We start from the raw sequence: 12,599 nt of genomic DNA, 5'->3' as shown, positions 1-12,599 counted from the left end.
TTCAGGGCGATCCTGAGGCTGTGCAGGTGCTTCGTAAAATTAAATCTCGATTAGCCGAACATAAGAGGAACTACTGAGATGATGAACCTGATGCATTGGCGCCTGCTGGTCGCCGTGGCTGACGCCGAAAATGTTTCCCGCGCCGCAGAGCGCTATGGCATTACCCAGTCGGGTGCAAGCCAGGCACTGACGCAGATGGAGGAAGCGCTGGGCGTAAAAGTGTTCGTGCGCGACCGCCGCCAGACCACCGCGACGGCCATCGGGCAGCAGATCATCGACCGCGCACGACGCATGCTCAGCGAATTCGAATCGATCCAGAACCTGGTGGATGCGTCACGCGGATGCCATCTGGGGCGAATCAAACTTGCCAGTTTTCCGTCCGTGTTCGCCAACCTGCTGCCGCCGCTACTGCAAAGCTTCAGCCGGCTGCACCCCGGCATCGAAATCGTCTCGCTCGAAGGCACCGACGAAGAAGTCGAACAATGGCTGACCAACAGTAGCATCGACCTGGGCGTCGTGATGAACCCCTGCCCGTCCCGTGGTGCGCTGTTGCTGGGCCGCGACTCCTGGGTGGCGGCAGTCCCCGCGAACCATGACCTGGCCCGCAAATCCTCGGCCAGCACAGTCGCACTCAAGGATCTGGTGGAAGAGCCTTTCATCCTCGCGACCGGCGGCTGCTACCTCAATGGTCAGTCACTGGTCGAGCGTGAAGGACTCAAGCTCAAGGACATCAAGATTACCGTGCGCGACTGGACCACGGCGTTTGCGTTGATCAGTGAAGGCATGGGCATTTCGATCGTACCGGCCTCGACACTGCCGGTTGATCGCCGGGGAATGCGGGTCTTCGAATTGAGCAAACCGATCTATCGCGAGTTCGGCCTGGTGTGCTCACCCGCCGGCGAACACACGCCTTCTGCCCTGGCGTTTCTCAATGAAATCCGCAAGTCGGCCCTCGGTAGCGACATCCCGCTAACGGTTCGCAGTACTCAAGCGAAAGTCGCCTGAATAGACATAAGAGCACCTAATGATGGGCGCATAAGATCGTAATTTTACCGTTTGGTGACATGACACCAATATGTCTGGAACGAGGGTCACAGCCGTTTCATGTCTGGAACGGCAACACGTTCGGGTAAGCGTTGCCCGTTTATAAGGAGATATCCATGAAACTGTACTTTGCCCCCATGACCTGCTCACTGTCGCCGCACATCGTGCTACGTGAACTGGGCCTGCCTTTCGAACTGATCCGAGTCAACAACAAGACCAAAGCCACGGCAGACGGCCGTGATTTCCGCGAGATCAACCCGAAGGGATATGTCGCCGCACTGGTGCTGGATAACGGCCAGGTACTGACCGAAGGGCCGGCCATCGTCCAGTACCTGGCCGATCAGGTTCCGGGCAATTCCCTGGCACCGGCCAACGGCACCTGGGAGCGCACTCGTCTGCAGGAACTGCTGAACTTCATCACCTCGGAAATCCATGGCGGCAGCGCCCCCTTGTTCAATGCTGAAATTCCCGAGCCGACAAAAGAAATTTTCCGGCAGAAACTGTTCAAGCGCCTGGACTACCTGAACAGGGAACTGGTTAACAAAGACTACCTGCTCGGCGCGTTCGGCCTGAGCGATGCCTATCTGTTCACCGTGCTCAAGTGGCTCCCGTTCTTCAATATCGATGTCAAGGGCTGGCCGGAACTGGCGTCGTTCATGCAGCGCATCGAAGCACGTCCCAGCGTGCAAGCCGCCATTGCCGCGGAAGAGGCAACGCAGCCGGTTTAATCACGGATGACAGAAGCCGGTCGATGCTGGCTTCTGCCTCACTTCAACCTGGATGATGCCCCCTATGCACACAATTGAACGCGTCCCGAGCGGCCACGCAGGACGTAGCCGTTCCTGCGCCTACGCCAACATCGTTTATACCGTGGCAACCTCTGCGGACACCTCACTGGACATCGCCGGCCAGACTCACCAGGCCTTGGCCGCGTTGAGCACCAGCCTCGAAGGCCTTGGCTCTCACGCCTCGCGCATGCTGTCAGCCCAGGTGCTGCTGGCAGACATGGGCAGCAAACCCGTGGTCGATGAAATCTGGGCCAAGTGGATCGGCGACAACCCGCAGCATTGGCCCCAGCGCGCCTGTTACGGCGTCGATCTGGGCGGCAAACTGCTGATCGAAATCATCGTGGCGGCGGCGCGAGGAACGGCTGATGACGCATAACGATCAAATCGACCTGGTGATCCGCACCTGCGAAGCACAACGCAGTGCCGCGATGCTCGGCGGTCATCTGGATATCTTCAGCTACCTGTTCCACCCGGACCTGACCTACATCCACGCCAGCGGTGTGGTCGACGATCTCAAGAGCTACCTTGAGAAATGCCGCTCTCGGGAGTTCGTCTATCACACCCTCAACCATCAAATCGACAAAGTGACCCGGGTGGGTGAACTGGCGATCGCGTTTGGCGAAATGTCCACCACCGTCACCTCCGGGGGCGTGCGAAAACTTCTGCACAACCGAACGCTCACAGCGTGGCAGAAAACCGATGAACAATGGCAACTGCTGGTCTATCAAGCGACGCCGCTCGAGCCAGCCGTGGTGCTCGAGACAACGTAAGCGAGTCGGCGCGCGCCAGTGCTCAATCGCGTGAAACAAAAAAGCCCTGCACGCATCTGACGTGCAGGGCTGAATTCTTTTGAGGATCAGATTCGCACTGTGCCGCCATTGAGCCTCCCGCTGAAGGCAGCAAAGCTTCTCGTTCCAGGGTCGATCTTGTTGTTTCTGGCACGTCCATTTTACGTCGAACCTTCACCTCTCAAACTCGGGCGATTTCGAAGACGAGCGAAATCCTTCGCTCACTCGCACTCCACACATAACGCAGATGCTTGCCCTGTTTCGGAATCGACACCGCCGGCGGCCGGAATGCGGCGACACAGTCGTGGCCCGGCAGGCGGACGCTGTTGTAGAGCAGGCCCCAGGATTCAGACTCGCGCAGTTGCCGGGCAAATACCTGGGATGGGCCATAGGCGTCTGGATCGGGTTGATGCAGCTGTGGAAAGTCGTGACGCACGTCGTGCAGCGGTTTAACCACGCGATTGACGTAAGTACGCATGGTCAGCTCAAGATCGGCTTCGTTGGTGGCCGCGAGGAAACGCTCCTGGTGATAGCAGGTTTCGGCGATGGCGGCGGCCTGACTGCTGGCGGCGTAGTAGACGCCGAAGGTGCCATCGGTGAAGCGGCTGCTTTTGCCGATGTGGGTAAACGCCGCCATCACCGGCGTTGAACCGGGGCCGCAGAGTCGGTCTTCGGGACGCACGCGGGCGAGGACGCCGGCCTCTTCGATCAGGCGGTCGTTGGTCAGTGCTTCCAGCGCGTAGGCGATTTCCAGGTCTTCGGGGTCGAGCACGTCTTCGAACAGTGCAATCGGCGGGAAGCTGCTGTTGACGATCCGGTAGGCCTTGGGCCATTGCGGTTCGGCCAGCGGTGGGGCTTTCAACCGCGCACCCCGTCGAGGTAGCGGCGCACGTCGGCGATGTCGACCACCCTCCCTGCCAGCATGTAGTCCAGCGCGGTTCGGCCATTGAATGGCGCGGCAGTGTTGGGGCTGCTGACCCACGTGTAGGCGCGCTCGCGACTGTTGCTGAAGATGATGCTCAACGCCTTGTGAATACCCATCAGGTACGAAATGCGCTCCAGCGTGTCGTGCGGCAGGCGGATGTTCGGCGGCAGGTGTTTGTACTTGTAGAACGTGGTGTTGCCGACGCCCCCCAATAGCGTGCGCTGCTGCTCGGCGTTACAGCCCCAGCGCTCCATGAGATTGAAGAAAAACTTCAACGCAACACGGCCGGCTTCCGGGACGTCGAGTTGTTCACGCGGGGTGAGGGCTGGGGATGAAGTAGGCACGGCCGCCTCCAAGGCTGAATCACATGCTTTCAAGCCTAGTACAGATCCGGATTTATGTTTTGTTTTAATCCGCAAGTGAATCAGCTTCTGCTTTTGATCAGATCCTGGAAAAAGCCACGAATTGTTATTCCAAGTCAGCATTTGGTTGACCTTCATCACCCTCACGCCAGCAAAAAACCCGATCCTGTGTCAGCCTCCAGCCATCGGCAGGGGCATCAATTCGCTACTAAACCCGCGACAACTATGCTCAGGTACAGGAATATAGCCAGCATATGGCGCCGGTCCGGCAGTCTCGTAAACAACAATACCCAGCCCACTTCAGAGGGCATTACCTATGGATAGCAGAACCTTACGCAACCTGATGCGCATCGTGCAGACCGGCTCCCTGTCGGCCGCAGCCGAGCATTCGTGCCTGACTGTGCAGGCCTTGGCCGCGCAGTTGAACAAGGTCGAAGAGCAGTTCGGTTTCCGCTTGTTTCGACGTTCCAACAAAGGGCTGACGCTGACGCCGCAAGGCACTGAGCTGACGCCTTACATGGACAGAGTGCTGATCGCCACGCGGCAGATGGAAGAAAAAGTCGAGTCGCTCAAGGTACCAGGGCAGCGCACGTTGAAGGTTGCCTTGAACAACACGCTGTCGCCCGATTTCAACCGGCGAATGATCGGACGACTGATCGAGGTGTTTCCCGATTATCAGATGGAATTCAGCTACGCCGAGTCGATGGAAAACCTCAGCAAGCTGAAGAACGAGGACTTTGACCTGGCGGTGTTGATCGGTCCGCAACGTCCGGGCTTGCCGAGTATCGTTCTGCCCGATGTGCAGGTGCAGGTGGTCGGCGCGCATTGTGGTCAGGAGAACGATCCGCTGACGCTGTTGGGCAACAAGTTTCAGGTGCGTCCTGCGGAAGATTGTCCGTATTCCCACAGCTTTTTGCGTTTTCTCGACGCCGGGCTGGGCAATCACGAGAACGGCCAGCGCATGGTCTATTCGTGCAGTGAAACCCTGACGTTGTCGCTCATCACTCAGATGGATGCGGTGGGCATGGTCTCGCGCGAGGCCGCGCAAAAAAACGGCCTGACGATTTTCCCCGACTTCGAGGATTTCCTCGAAGTGCGTCTGGCGGTGAACAATCCGGAGCTGTCCAATCAGGCGCTGAGCGACGTGGTCGATCTGCCGCTACATGAACGAGCCGAGCGCAATGTACGCAGCCGTCCCAACCGCCACACTGAGAAAGAGGTTTTTGCTGAAATACGCACATAACAACGTCGGAATGGCTGCATAGAATTCCGGGCGATCGAGCTGTATGTGCTGATCCTTGATCAACAAGGGAGTCAGGCTGATCGCAGCGACGATCGCCACCGGCAGGTACTCCAGCGCCCGCGCCACGAACGGCGGCCAGTGCTCGGTATTCACTTGCAATGGCAAGGCGCGCGGCAGGAAGGTCACGGCCATCATCAGCACGACCACCAGAATCAGGAACGTTTGGTCAGGCATACACCCACTCCGCAGCCCACGAATGTGGCGATGAACACGTTGAAAGGCGAGCTGCCGACCAGGCTCAGTGCACCCATGCAAACCACAGCGGCGCCGGCCGCAATGAGCTTGTTGCGGGTGTTGCACAGCGACACCAGCACGTAGAGCATCATCGCCGTCAGGGCATAATCGAGCTGATATTTGATCAGGTGCGCCGCGTACTGCGCACAAAGCGCCCCCAGCAAACCACCGAGCACCCACGAGGTGTGGCAGAACAGGTTGAAACCGATCAGGTAACGCACGTTGACCGGCGCACCTTTGCCGAGCTTGACGCTGTGGAAGGCAAACGATTCATCAGTCAGGCCGCCGGCATAGCACCAGCGCTCCATGCGACTGAGCCCCAGCACGCGCAACGCCTTGGCCATATAGACCGACATCAGCATGTGCCGCGCATTGATGAGGAAGGTGGTCAGCACAATGGTGGTCAGCGATGCGCCGCTGCTGATCAGCGCCAGCGCGGCGAACTGCGAAGCGCCGGCGTAGACGAACAGACACATCGCCACCGGCAGCCACACTGGCAGCCCGGCGTTGACGGCCATCAGCCCGAACACGAACGACACCGTGAAATATCCGGCGACGACCGGGCTGGCTTCGGCGAACGTGCGCGACGGCTGATGGGTCGCCATCAGCGGCGCACTGCCGGACGTTTCATTCATAGATCCCTCTCAAATGTCCGTTCGCCGTGAGGCTCGCAAAAACCCTGGGCAGTCCAAAAACGCTTGCCCGCGAGGTTAGCATCGTCGACAAACAGAAACATCCGTAACACGCCGACCCGTTTCATGTCGGACGACGCCGCTTCCACCAAACGCTGCCCGACACCCTGGCTGCGATAGAGCGGGCTGACGGCCAGGTGGTTGATGGTGCCGCGACTGCCAAGCATGCCACCGAGCACCGCGCCGCAGATTTCCCCGGCGACGTCGAAGGCCAGATAGGCCGTGGTGGTTTTCTGGATCAGCACACCGCGCAGACACTTGGCGTCCTGCCACTCGCAGAAGGACACTTCGTCGAACTGGCGGAAGAAGCGCTCCATGCGCTGCGCATCCTTGGCCGTGGCGCGTCGCAGCACCACCGGCGTCGAGCATTCGACGCCGTCGATTGGGGTGATCTGATTAGCGAACAATGTCGAAAGCGGTCCCGGGCCGCGAGAAGGAAATCGCCAGAATCTGCCGGTACGCCATGGCATGGGGGTTGTTGTTGCGCGCCGGGGTCACGTAGTGGCGCATATCCCGGTCGAGGAAGTAGGTCGTGTCGAGAATTTCCTGGTAAGTGGTCGACGCCAGTTGATGCTCATGAATGTCGTACAAACGACTCTCGGCCCCCTCGACGTTGTTGCGCCCCCAGAAATGCACACCGCTGAACGGATAACCGTCGCAGTGAATGCCTTCCGGAGTGATCTCCAGCTGCTTGCCGGGTTTGATTTCGATGCGAATCTGGTGAATCTGGCACTGCCAGATTTCATCGTGAAGTTCTTCCGGCAGGACGCTTTTGTACACTTCGAAATCGGTGTCGATCAGGCTGCGCATCACCGGTGAGCTGATAACTTCATCGGAGAAATCCTGGAAGTGACGAACCACGCCACCCACGTAGGCGTTGTTTTCCTTGGACTGCACATAAGCGCGATGTTCGAGCTGCTTGAGCTCGCGGGTTTTCGGGTTGTACTCGAAGTCGCTATAACGACGGTAGCGCATACCGGCTTCGGCCTGACCGTAGTAACTGTCAGGCTCCATGTTTTCCCAACTCTTGGTCAGTCTCACGAAGTCGGCAAAATGACCGTAGAGATTGAAGTCACCACCCTGGACGTTGACATATTTGTCGCGCCGTAGCGATTCGCCCACTTCTCTGTTCAAAACGATCATTACCAAATTCTCCGCTGCGTTGAGCGGCCTAATCTATTAGGTGGAGAATTTGCGTCCATGAGAAAGAATTTCAGGCATTTAAAGCCCAGTTTGAAACGGCGTTTGCAGCGACTTGAAAACAACTTTTACATGACAAAAACACGGGGTTTTTCTGGTTTTCATCGGAAAACGGTCGAAAAAAACCCCGAATCAATCGGGGTTTTTCTCAAGTTTCTTACACTTGATCGATCATCAGAAGATGTTGATCGGGTAATCCACGAACACGCGCAGCTCATTACCGCTGACGTTGTATTCACTGGATTTCTGCGACACACGCAGGATCGAACTACGCAGTTTCACGCTCAGGTCTTTGGCCGGGCCAGACTGCACGACGTATTTGAACTGGTTGAAGATCTCGCGCTCGGTGCCGCCTTCGCTGGTGGACGTGGTGATGTTGTCGCCACGCACGTAAGCGAAGTTGTAGCTCAGACCGGGGACGCCGAATGCGCCGAAGTCCAGGCCGTAGCCCAACTGCCAGCTGCGCTCGTCTTCAGCGTTGAAGTCGGACCAGTAGGAGTTGGCCAGGTAGATGGTGTTGCCACCGTCACCAACGCGGTTCTGACCACGCTGATAACCGCCGTAGGCGTAACCCAGGTTGCTGTCGCCCGTGGAGCGCTGATGCGCCACGGTGAACGAGTGCGGGCCAGTGGCGAAAGTTGCTGCCAGGCTCCAGATCTTGTTGTCATCACCGGTGACACCGTTTTCGCGGACATAGGCGTTGTCCAGCTTGGTGCGGTAGCCGTTGAAGTCGAGGGTCAGGGACTGATCCTTGTTGATCGGGAACACGTAGTTGGCGTTCACGTACTGCTTCTTCAGTACGTCTTCGACGTCGGACGCGTACAGCGCAGCCTTGAACTGTTCGGTGAACTGATAGCTACCGCCCAATACGTTGATCGACTTCAGACCACCGCTGTCACGGCCTTCAGCGCTCTTGCGCGATTCGGCGGTGAAGCGACCGGCGTTCAGTTCCAGGCCCTTGATCTCTTTGGAAGTGATCAACGTCCCGGTGTAGCTTTCCGGCAGCAGACGCGAGTTGTCGTAGTTCAGCACCGGCAGCGCCGGCATCTGGTCGCCGTAGGTCAGCGTGGTGCTGGACAGACGGAATTTAACCGCAGCGCCGCCCTTGGACAGATCGTCAGCCGCGTTGCCGCTATCGCCCTGTTTGAAGAAGTCGATACCGCCGGCGCCGCTGCGGCCTTTGCCGCCATCCAGACGCAGTGCGTACAGACCAAAGGCGTCTACACCCACACCGACGGTGCCTTGGGTGAAGCCGGACGAGAACGTACCGATGGCCGCTTGACCCCACTCGGCCTTGTCGGCGTTGCCGTCTTTGTAGTCACGATTGATATAGGCGTTGCGCAGCAGCACTTTCAGGCTGCTGTCTTCAACAAAACCCTTGGACTCGGCCTGGTCATTAGCCATGGCCTGAGTGGCACTCAACATCCCCAGTGCGATCAGACTGATTCGCTTGTTCAACATTTTATTTTCCTTATTTCGGGTCGAAACGCGCTGTGTCGAACGGCTGAAACGGCGCTATCGCACTCTTTTTTCACCCCAAAACGAAAACACCCGCCCACAAGCAAGTCATGGCGGGCCTTCTAATTATTTGAGTCATGGCGGTTGGCCACAGGCGCTGGGGCCGAATCGTAGCCGCGCCCTGAACTATGTGTCAATTTCAAGAATCGTCTTTAAATAGGCAAAAATCGTCTAAGAAATGCTTTTTTTGCAGTAGCTGCTTGCCCATTACTGCCGACTTTCAGTGAATCCATTGGCAGATCAAATACAGCCGTCGAGGCCGCAAACCGTTGGCGAAGCCGACTTCTGTGTGGCTGACAGCGCACCACTCAACCATTGTGTAAACGCCTGCGGCTTGCCTAACCAGGGCCCGAGGTCGATTACGCTGAACTGACCATCCTGTTCCAGTGCGAGGGTCGGAAAACCCTGGCCACCGAGCTTCGCCAGCAGTGCGCGACTGTCCTTTATATGGCGCTCACTATCGACGCTGGTGAATGCGGCCGTGAACGTTGCCGGATCAAACCCGAGTTGTGCGGCAAGTTCCAGCAACACGTCCTGATCGGCGATACGCCGGCCTTCCACATAGTGGGCCGTTTGCAGACGTCCCAGCATTTCCAGGCCACGTCCGTCGATTTGCTCTGCCGCCATCACCGCAGCAATCGGTGGCGTTGAATCGAAAACCGCCGAGTGATCGCGCAGCAGGCCTTCGAAGTAAGCCTCGCCGAAAGTTTGCCCGGTGTACTCGGCGATACGCCGGTCGTGGGGCATGACGTAATTGCGCAATTGCGGCGACACGCGTTGTCGATTGCTACCGCTCATCATCCCGCCGGCGTGGGCGATCACCGGCAGCACGTGTTGGGCCGCTTGCACCAGCGGTTTGGCGCCATAGCACCAGCCGCAGAACGGATCGTAAATGTAGTGAAGGATCATCAGAAAACTCCGGCAAGAAAAATCAATGCCGGCAGACTATGCCTCGACGCGTTGCAGAAAAACGCCGGAATGGCTTCGAGTCTGTTTCACGAATCGGTCGAATGGTCCGATTAGTCAGATTGTTTCTATCTGGACACAAATAGAAACAATCCAGCAAGTGAACTTTTAGGGAATCATTAACGAAAGTAAATGCAAAGCATTACCATTCGAGCGCTCGAATTCTTCCACTTTTTCGGATGCGCTTTTCAATGCCTGCCCCGTTCCGTCTCACGCCCGTCACTCTTGGGCTTTCTGCCTTTCTATCCAGCGGTTTTGCCTATTCTGCGACTGAGTTACCTGCCACGGCCATCAGCGCCGAAGCGCAAGCCGATGATCCGCGCACCAAGGTCAGCAACACCGCGACCCGCACCTCGACGCCGGTCCGCTACGTGCCACAAGCCATTGACGCGATCAAGACCTCCAACGTCGCCAACTACGGCACCAACGATCTCGGCGACGCCCTGAGCGGCATGCCCAACGTCAGCAGCAGCGCCGACACCCGCTTCGACAGCCTGCGCATCCGCGGCTTCGACGCCAGCAATGACTTTTATCTGGACGGCATCCGCGACGACAGCCAGTACAAGCGCGACCTGCACAACATCGAACGCGTAGAAGTGCTCAAAGGCCCGGCCGCCGTCCTGTACGGGCGTGGGAGTCAGGGCGGGATCGTCAACCGCGTGAGCAAGATGCCTGAATTCGGCCGCCGCTCGACCATCGAAGCCCAGGCTGGCAGCGAAGATCTGCGCAGCCTCTATGCCGACCTCAGCACCGACCCGACGGAAAACATCAGCCTGCGCCTGAACATGGGCAACATGGATGAAAACAGTTTCCGCGATGGCGTCAGTGGCAATCGCCAACTGTTCGCGCCGTCGATGAGCTGGCAATTGACGCCGGATCTGAACTGGCTGGTGCAATACGAATACAGCCGCTACAACCGCACCCCGGATCGTGGCATTCCCGGCGTTAACGGGCGTCCGGCAGATGTCGGTCGCGATACCACCTACGGCAACGATCACGATTTCATCGACGACAAGTCGCAGTCGCTGCGTTCCAAGCTCACCTACGAAATCAACGACAACTGGCAACTGCGCCAGACCCTCGGCGTGTTCAAGCTCGACAGCGATTTCGACAACACTTACCTCACCGGTTACACACCGGCCACAAACAAAGTCACACGCCAGCACTGGCAGCAGGATCTGACGACCCGCAACGTTTATAACAACATCGAGCTGGAAGGCGGATTCGACACCTTCGGTCTGGAACATCGCCTGCTCACCGGTGTCGAGATCGGCAGCCAACGCCGCGATCCAACGCTGTACAACGCCGCCACCGGTCGAACGCCGGGGGCACAGCCGGTGCCGGCGCTCGACCTGTTCAACCCCAATCGCGACCTGCGCCACACCGGCCGCATGCAGGTTTCCAGCAGCAGCCACACCGAAGTCGAAAGCCGCGCGGTCTACGTCCAGGATCAACTGCGCCTGAACGATCAATGGCAACTGCTCGGTGGATTGCGCTACGACACGTTCGACATAGAGTCGACCAACAAACTGCGCAATATTTCCGAAGACCGTGACAGCCACAGCACCAGCCCACGTGTAGGCCTGGTCTGGACGCCGCTGCAGAATCACTCGTTCTATGCCTCGTGGTCGAAGACCTTCTCGCCCGTGGGCGGTGGCCTGATCGGCATCACCCCGGGCGCGGCCGGAAACAGCAACGACCTCAGCCCCGAGCTGACCAAACAGAAAGAAATCGGCGTGAAGAGTGACTGGCTGGATGATCGCCTGAGCACCACGCTGGCGATTTATGATCTGGAGCTTTACAACCGACGTACCACCGATCCAAACGATCCGACCCTGACCGTGCTGAGCGGCCTGCAACGCTCTCGCGGGATCGAACTGACGGCCACCGGCAACATCGTCGGTAACTGGTACGTGCGCGGTGGCGTCGGTGTGCAGGACGCGAAGATCGAGAAGGACAACAACGGCCTCGAAGGCAAGCGCATCAACAATGTCGCCAGGCACAACGGCAGCCTGTTCCTGACCTGGAAACCGGAAATGGGCTGGTACGGCGAAACCGGTCTGACCCTGGTCGGCCAACGTTATGCCGATAACGCCAACACCACCGTGCTGCCGGGTTACGGTCGTTGGGATGCGCTGGTCGGTTACCGCTTCAAGGATTGGGATTTGCGCGCGGCGCTGAACAACATCACTGATCGTGATTACTACGCCTCGGCGACCAGTGCCTATCAAATCCAGCCAGGTGCACCGCGCAGCGTCGTGATGACCGGCACCTACAGCTTCTGACTTCACACATAACCCTGTGGGAGCGGGCGTGCTCGCGAATGCGGTGGGGCATTCAACGACGATGTTGCCTGACCGGACGCTTTCGCGAGCAAGCCCGCTCCCACAAATTGAGTGTTCACATTGGTTTTCTGTTGCGCATAAAAAAGCGCCGCCATCCCGGCAGCGCTTTTACCAATCCCTGTTGTTCTTCTTATCCTTCCAGTACAGCCCACAAAGCTTCCAGTTCGGCCTCGCTGAACAGACCAGCGGGGTAACGCTCGATCATCATCCGGCGCGGATCAGGTTCCCTGATCTGACGCGTTCCATTGGATTTCAACCAGTGCGCGACAATCTGGAGCGATTCGCCGTTGACGGCCATGGGATGCAAAGTCCGCTCGCTGACTACGTTCACTTCGGCGTTCATTTCAGCGCCCTCTCCCCGTTCGTGAGCGGCTACGTTATCCAAGGTTTATGACAGAACTATTGAAGTTCTCCCCCCTCCCTAGTGCGGATAC

Annotated in this window: 15 protein-coding genes; 6 read left to right on the top strand and 9 right to left on the bottom strand. The window is 58.2% G+C overall.

The features are described from left to right. Positions 1 to 78: 78 nt before the first annotated feature. The 4 genes from AACY19_RS03945 (at position 79) to AACY19_RS03930 (ending at position 2,602) form a co-directional block, all read left to right on the top strand. Positions 79 to 1,005 carry a LysR family transcriptional regulator gene (locus AACY19_RS03945; protein WP_339448134.1) on the top strand — a complete coding sequence of 309 codons (927 nt, stop codon included), beginning with the start codon at positions 79 to 81 and terminating at the stop codon, positions 1,003 to 1,005. Between the two features lie 155 nt (positions 1,006 to 1,160). Continuing rightward, positions 1,161 to 1,772, top strand: coding sequence for a glutathione transferase GstA (gene gstA / locus AACY19_RS03940; protein WP_339448132.1), 612 nt, complete (start codon positions 1,161 to 1,163; stop codon positions 1,770 to 1,772). Positions 1,773 to 1,836: 64 nt separating this feature from the next. Beyond that, on the top strand, positions 1,837 to 2,208 hold the full coding sequence (locus tag AACY19_RS03935; RefSeq protein WP_339448130.1) for a Rid family hydrolase: 372 nt from the start codon (positions 1,837 to 1,839) through the stop codon (positions 2,206 to 2,208). Beyond that, positions 2,198 to 2,602 carry a nuclear transport factor 2 family protein gene (locus AACY19_RS03930; RefSeq protein ID WP_339448128.1) on the top strand — a complete coding sequence of 135 codons (405 nt, stop codon included), beginning with the start codon at positions 2,198 to 2,200 and terminating at the stop codon, positions 2,600 to 2,602. Before AACY19_RS03935 ends, AACY19_RS03930 begins: the two co-directional genes overlap by 11 nt. Positions 2,603 to 2,801: 199 nt before the next feature. Here AACY19_RS03930 and AACY19_RS03925 read toward each other — a convergent pair whose 3' ends face one another. Both AACY19_RS03925 and AACY19_RS03920 read right to left on the bottom strand, forming a co-directional pair. Beyond that, a complete protein-coding gene (locus tag AACY19_RS03925; RefSeq protein WP_339448126.1) occupies positions 2,802 to 3,482 on the bottom strand; it encodes an RES family NAD+ phosphorylase in 681 nt (226 codons plus the stop codon). After that, positions 3,479 to 3,889, bottom strand: coding sequence for an MbcA/ParS/Xre antitoxin family protein (locus AACY19_RS03920; protein ID WP_007961687.1), 411 nt, complete (start codon positions 3,887 to 3,889; stop codon positions 3,479 to 3,481). Before AACY19_RS03920 ends, AACY19_RS03925 begins: the two co-directional genes overlap by 4 nt. A gap of 334 nt (positions 3,890 to 4,223) precedes the next feature. On the opposite strand from AACY19_RS03920, the gene AACY19_RS03915 reads away from it, so the two are divergent. Then, entirely contained in the window at positions 4,224 to 5,150 is a 927-nt protein-coding gene (locus AACY19_RS03915; protein WP_339448124.1) for a LysR family transcriptional regulator, read from the top strand. Here AACY19_RS03915 and AACY19_RS03910 read toward each other — a convergent pair. The 6 genes from AACY19_RS03910 to AACY19_RS03885 all read right to left on the bottom strand — a co-directional run bounded on the left by AACY19_RS03910 (position 5,067) and on the right by AACY19_RS03885 (position 9,763). After that, positions 5,067 to 5,384 (bottom strand): AzlD domain-containing protein, encoded by a 318-nt coding sequence (locus AACY19_RS03910; protein ID WP_115076201.1) that lies wholly within the window; start codon positions 5,382 to 5,384, stop codon positions 5,067 to 5,069. The genes AACY19_RS03915 and AACY19_RS03910 overlap by 84 nt on opposite strands. After that, complete coding sequence (locus AACY19_RS03905; RefSeq protein WP_339448123.1) at positions 5,363 to 6,079, bottom strand: AzlC family ABC transporter permease; 717 nt, start codon at positions 6,077 to 6,079, stop codon at positions 5,363 to 5,365. Before AACY19_RS03905 ends, AACY19_RS03910 begins: the two co-directional genes overlap by 22 nt. Next, entirely contained in the window at positions 6,076 to 6,453 is a 378-nt protein-coding gene (locus AACY19_RS03900) for a GNAT family N-acetyltransferase (RefSeq protein WP_339448887.1), read from the bottom strand. Before AACY19_RS03900 ends, AACY19_RS03905 begins: the two co-directional genes overlap by 4 nt. A 79-nt stretch (positions 6,454 to 6,532) precedes the next feature. Then, the gene (locus tag AACY19_RS03895; RefSeq protein ID WP_339448121.1) at positions 6,533 to 7,279 is read right to left on the bottom strand and encodes a 2OG-Fe dioxygenase family protein; all 747 of its coding nucleotides are present in this window, start codon (positions 7,277 to 7,279) and stop codon (positions 6,533 to 6,535) included. 231 nt (positions 7,280 to 7,510) lie between these two features. Then, positions 7,511 to 8,797 (bottom strand): OprD family porin, encoded by a 1,287-nt coding sequence (locus AACY19_RS03890; RefSeq protein ID WP_339448119.1) that lies wholly within the window; start codon positions 8,795 to 8,797, stop codon positions 7,511 to 7,513. Positions 8,798 to 9,094: 297 nt separating this feature from the next. Next, entirely contained in the window at positions 9,095 to 9,763 is a 669-nt protein-coding gene (locus AACY19_RS03885) for a DsbA family protein (RefSeq protein ID WP_339448117.1), read from the bottom strand. A gap of 248 nt (positions 9,764 to 10,011) precedes the next feature. On the opposite strand from AACY19_RS03885, the gene AACY19_RS03880 reads away from it, so the two are divergent. Next, positions 10,012 to 12,105, top strand: coding sequence for a TonB-dependent receptor (locus AACY19_RS03880; RefSeq protein WP_339448115.1), 2,094 nt, complete (start codon positions 10,012 to 10,014; stop codon positions 12,103 to 12,105). 190 nt (positions 12,106 to 12,295) lie between these two features. On the opposite strand, the gene AACY19_RS03875 is transcribed toward AACY19_RS03880, so the two are convergent. Continuing rightward, entirely contained in the window at positions 12,296 to 12,508 is a 213-nt protein-coding gene (locus tag AACY19_RS03875; RefSeq protein ID WP_339448113.1) for a hypothetical protein, read from the bottom strand. Positions 12,509 to 12,599 lie beyond the last annotated feature (91 nt).

Origin of the sequence: Pseudomonas sp. EA_5y_Pfl2_R50 (genome assembly GCF_963970475.1) — a bacterium.
Lineage (GTDB): Bacteria > Pseudomonadota > Gammaproteobacteria > Pseudomonadales > Pseudomonadaceae > Aquipseudomonas.
This window is presented reverse-complemented; position numbering and strand designations above follow the sequence as displayed.

What these genes read in the sequence shown, in the direction of transcription:
- AACY19_RS03890 (WP_339448119.1), bottom strand. Translation starts at nt 8,797, where the DNA reads ATGTTGAACAAGCGAATCAGTCTGATCGCACTGGGGATGTTGAGTGCC.
- AACY19_RS03910 (WP_115076201.1), bottom strand. Translation starts at nt 5,384, where the DNA reads ATGCCTGACCAAACGTTCCTGATTCTGGTGGTCGTGCTGATGATGGCC.
- AACY19_RS03885 (WP_339448117.1), bottom strand. Translation starts at nt 9,763, where the DNA reads ATGATCCTTCACTACATTTACGATCCGTTCTGCGGCTGGTGCTATGGC.
- AACY19_RS03875 (WP_339448113.1), bottom strand. Translation starts at nt 12,508, where the DNA reads ATGAACGCCGAAGTGAACGTAGTCAGCGAGCGGACTTTGCATCCCATG.
- AACY19_RS03945 (WP_339448134.1), top strand. Translation starts at nt 79, where the DNA reads ATGATGAACCTGATGCATTGGCGCCTGCTGGTCGCCGTGGCTGACGCC.
- AACY19_RS03880 (WP_339448115.1), top strand. Translation starts at nt 10,012, where the DNA reads ATGCCTGCCCCGTTCCGTCTCACGCCCGTCACTCTTGGGCTTTCTGCC.
- gstA (WP_339448132.1), top strand. Translation starts at nt 1,161, where the DNA reads ATGAAACTGTACTTTGCCCCCATGACCTGCTCACTGTCGCCGCACATC.
- AACY19_RS03915 (WP_339448124.1), top strand. Translation starts at nt 4,224, where the DNA reads ATGGATAGCAGAACCTTACGCAACCTGATGCGCATCGTGCAGACCGGC.
- AACY19_RS03900 (WP_339448887.1), bottom strand. Translation starts at nt 6,453, where the DNA reads ATGGAGCGCTTCTTCCGCCAGTTCGACGAAGTGTCCTTCTGCGAGTGG.
- AACY19_RS03935 (WP_339448130.1), top strand. Translation starts at nt 1,837, where the DNA reads ATGCACACAATTGAACGCGTCCCGAGCGGCCACGCAGGACGTAGCCGT.
- AACY19_RS03905 (WP_339448123.1), bottom strand. Translation starts at nt 6,079, where the DNA reads ATGAATGAAACGTCCGGCAGTGCGCCGCTGATGGCGACCCATCAGCCG.
- AACY19_RS03895 (WP_339448121.1), bottom strand. Translation starts at nt 7,279, where the DNA reads ATGATCGTTTTGAACAGAGAAGTGGGCGAATCGCTACGGCGCGACAAA.
- AACY19_RS03930 (WP_339448128.1), top strand. Translation starts at nt 2,198, where the DNA reads ATGACGCATAACGATCAAATCGACCTGGTGATCCGCACCTGCGAAGCA.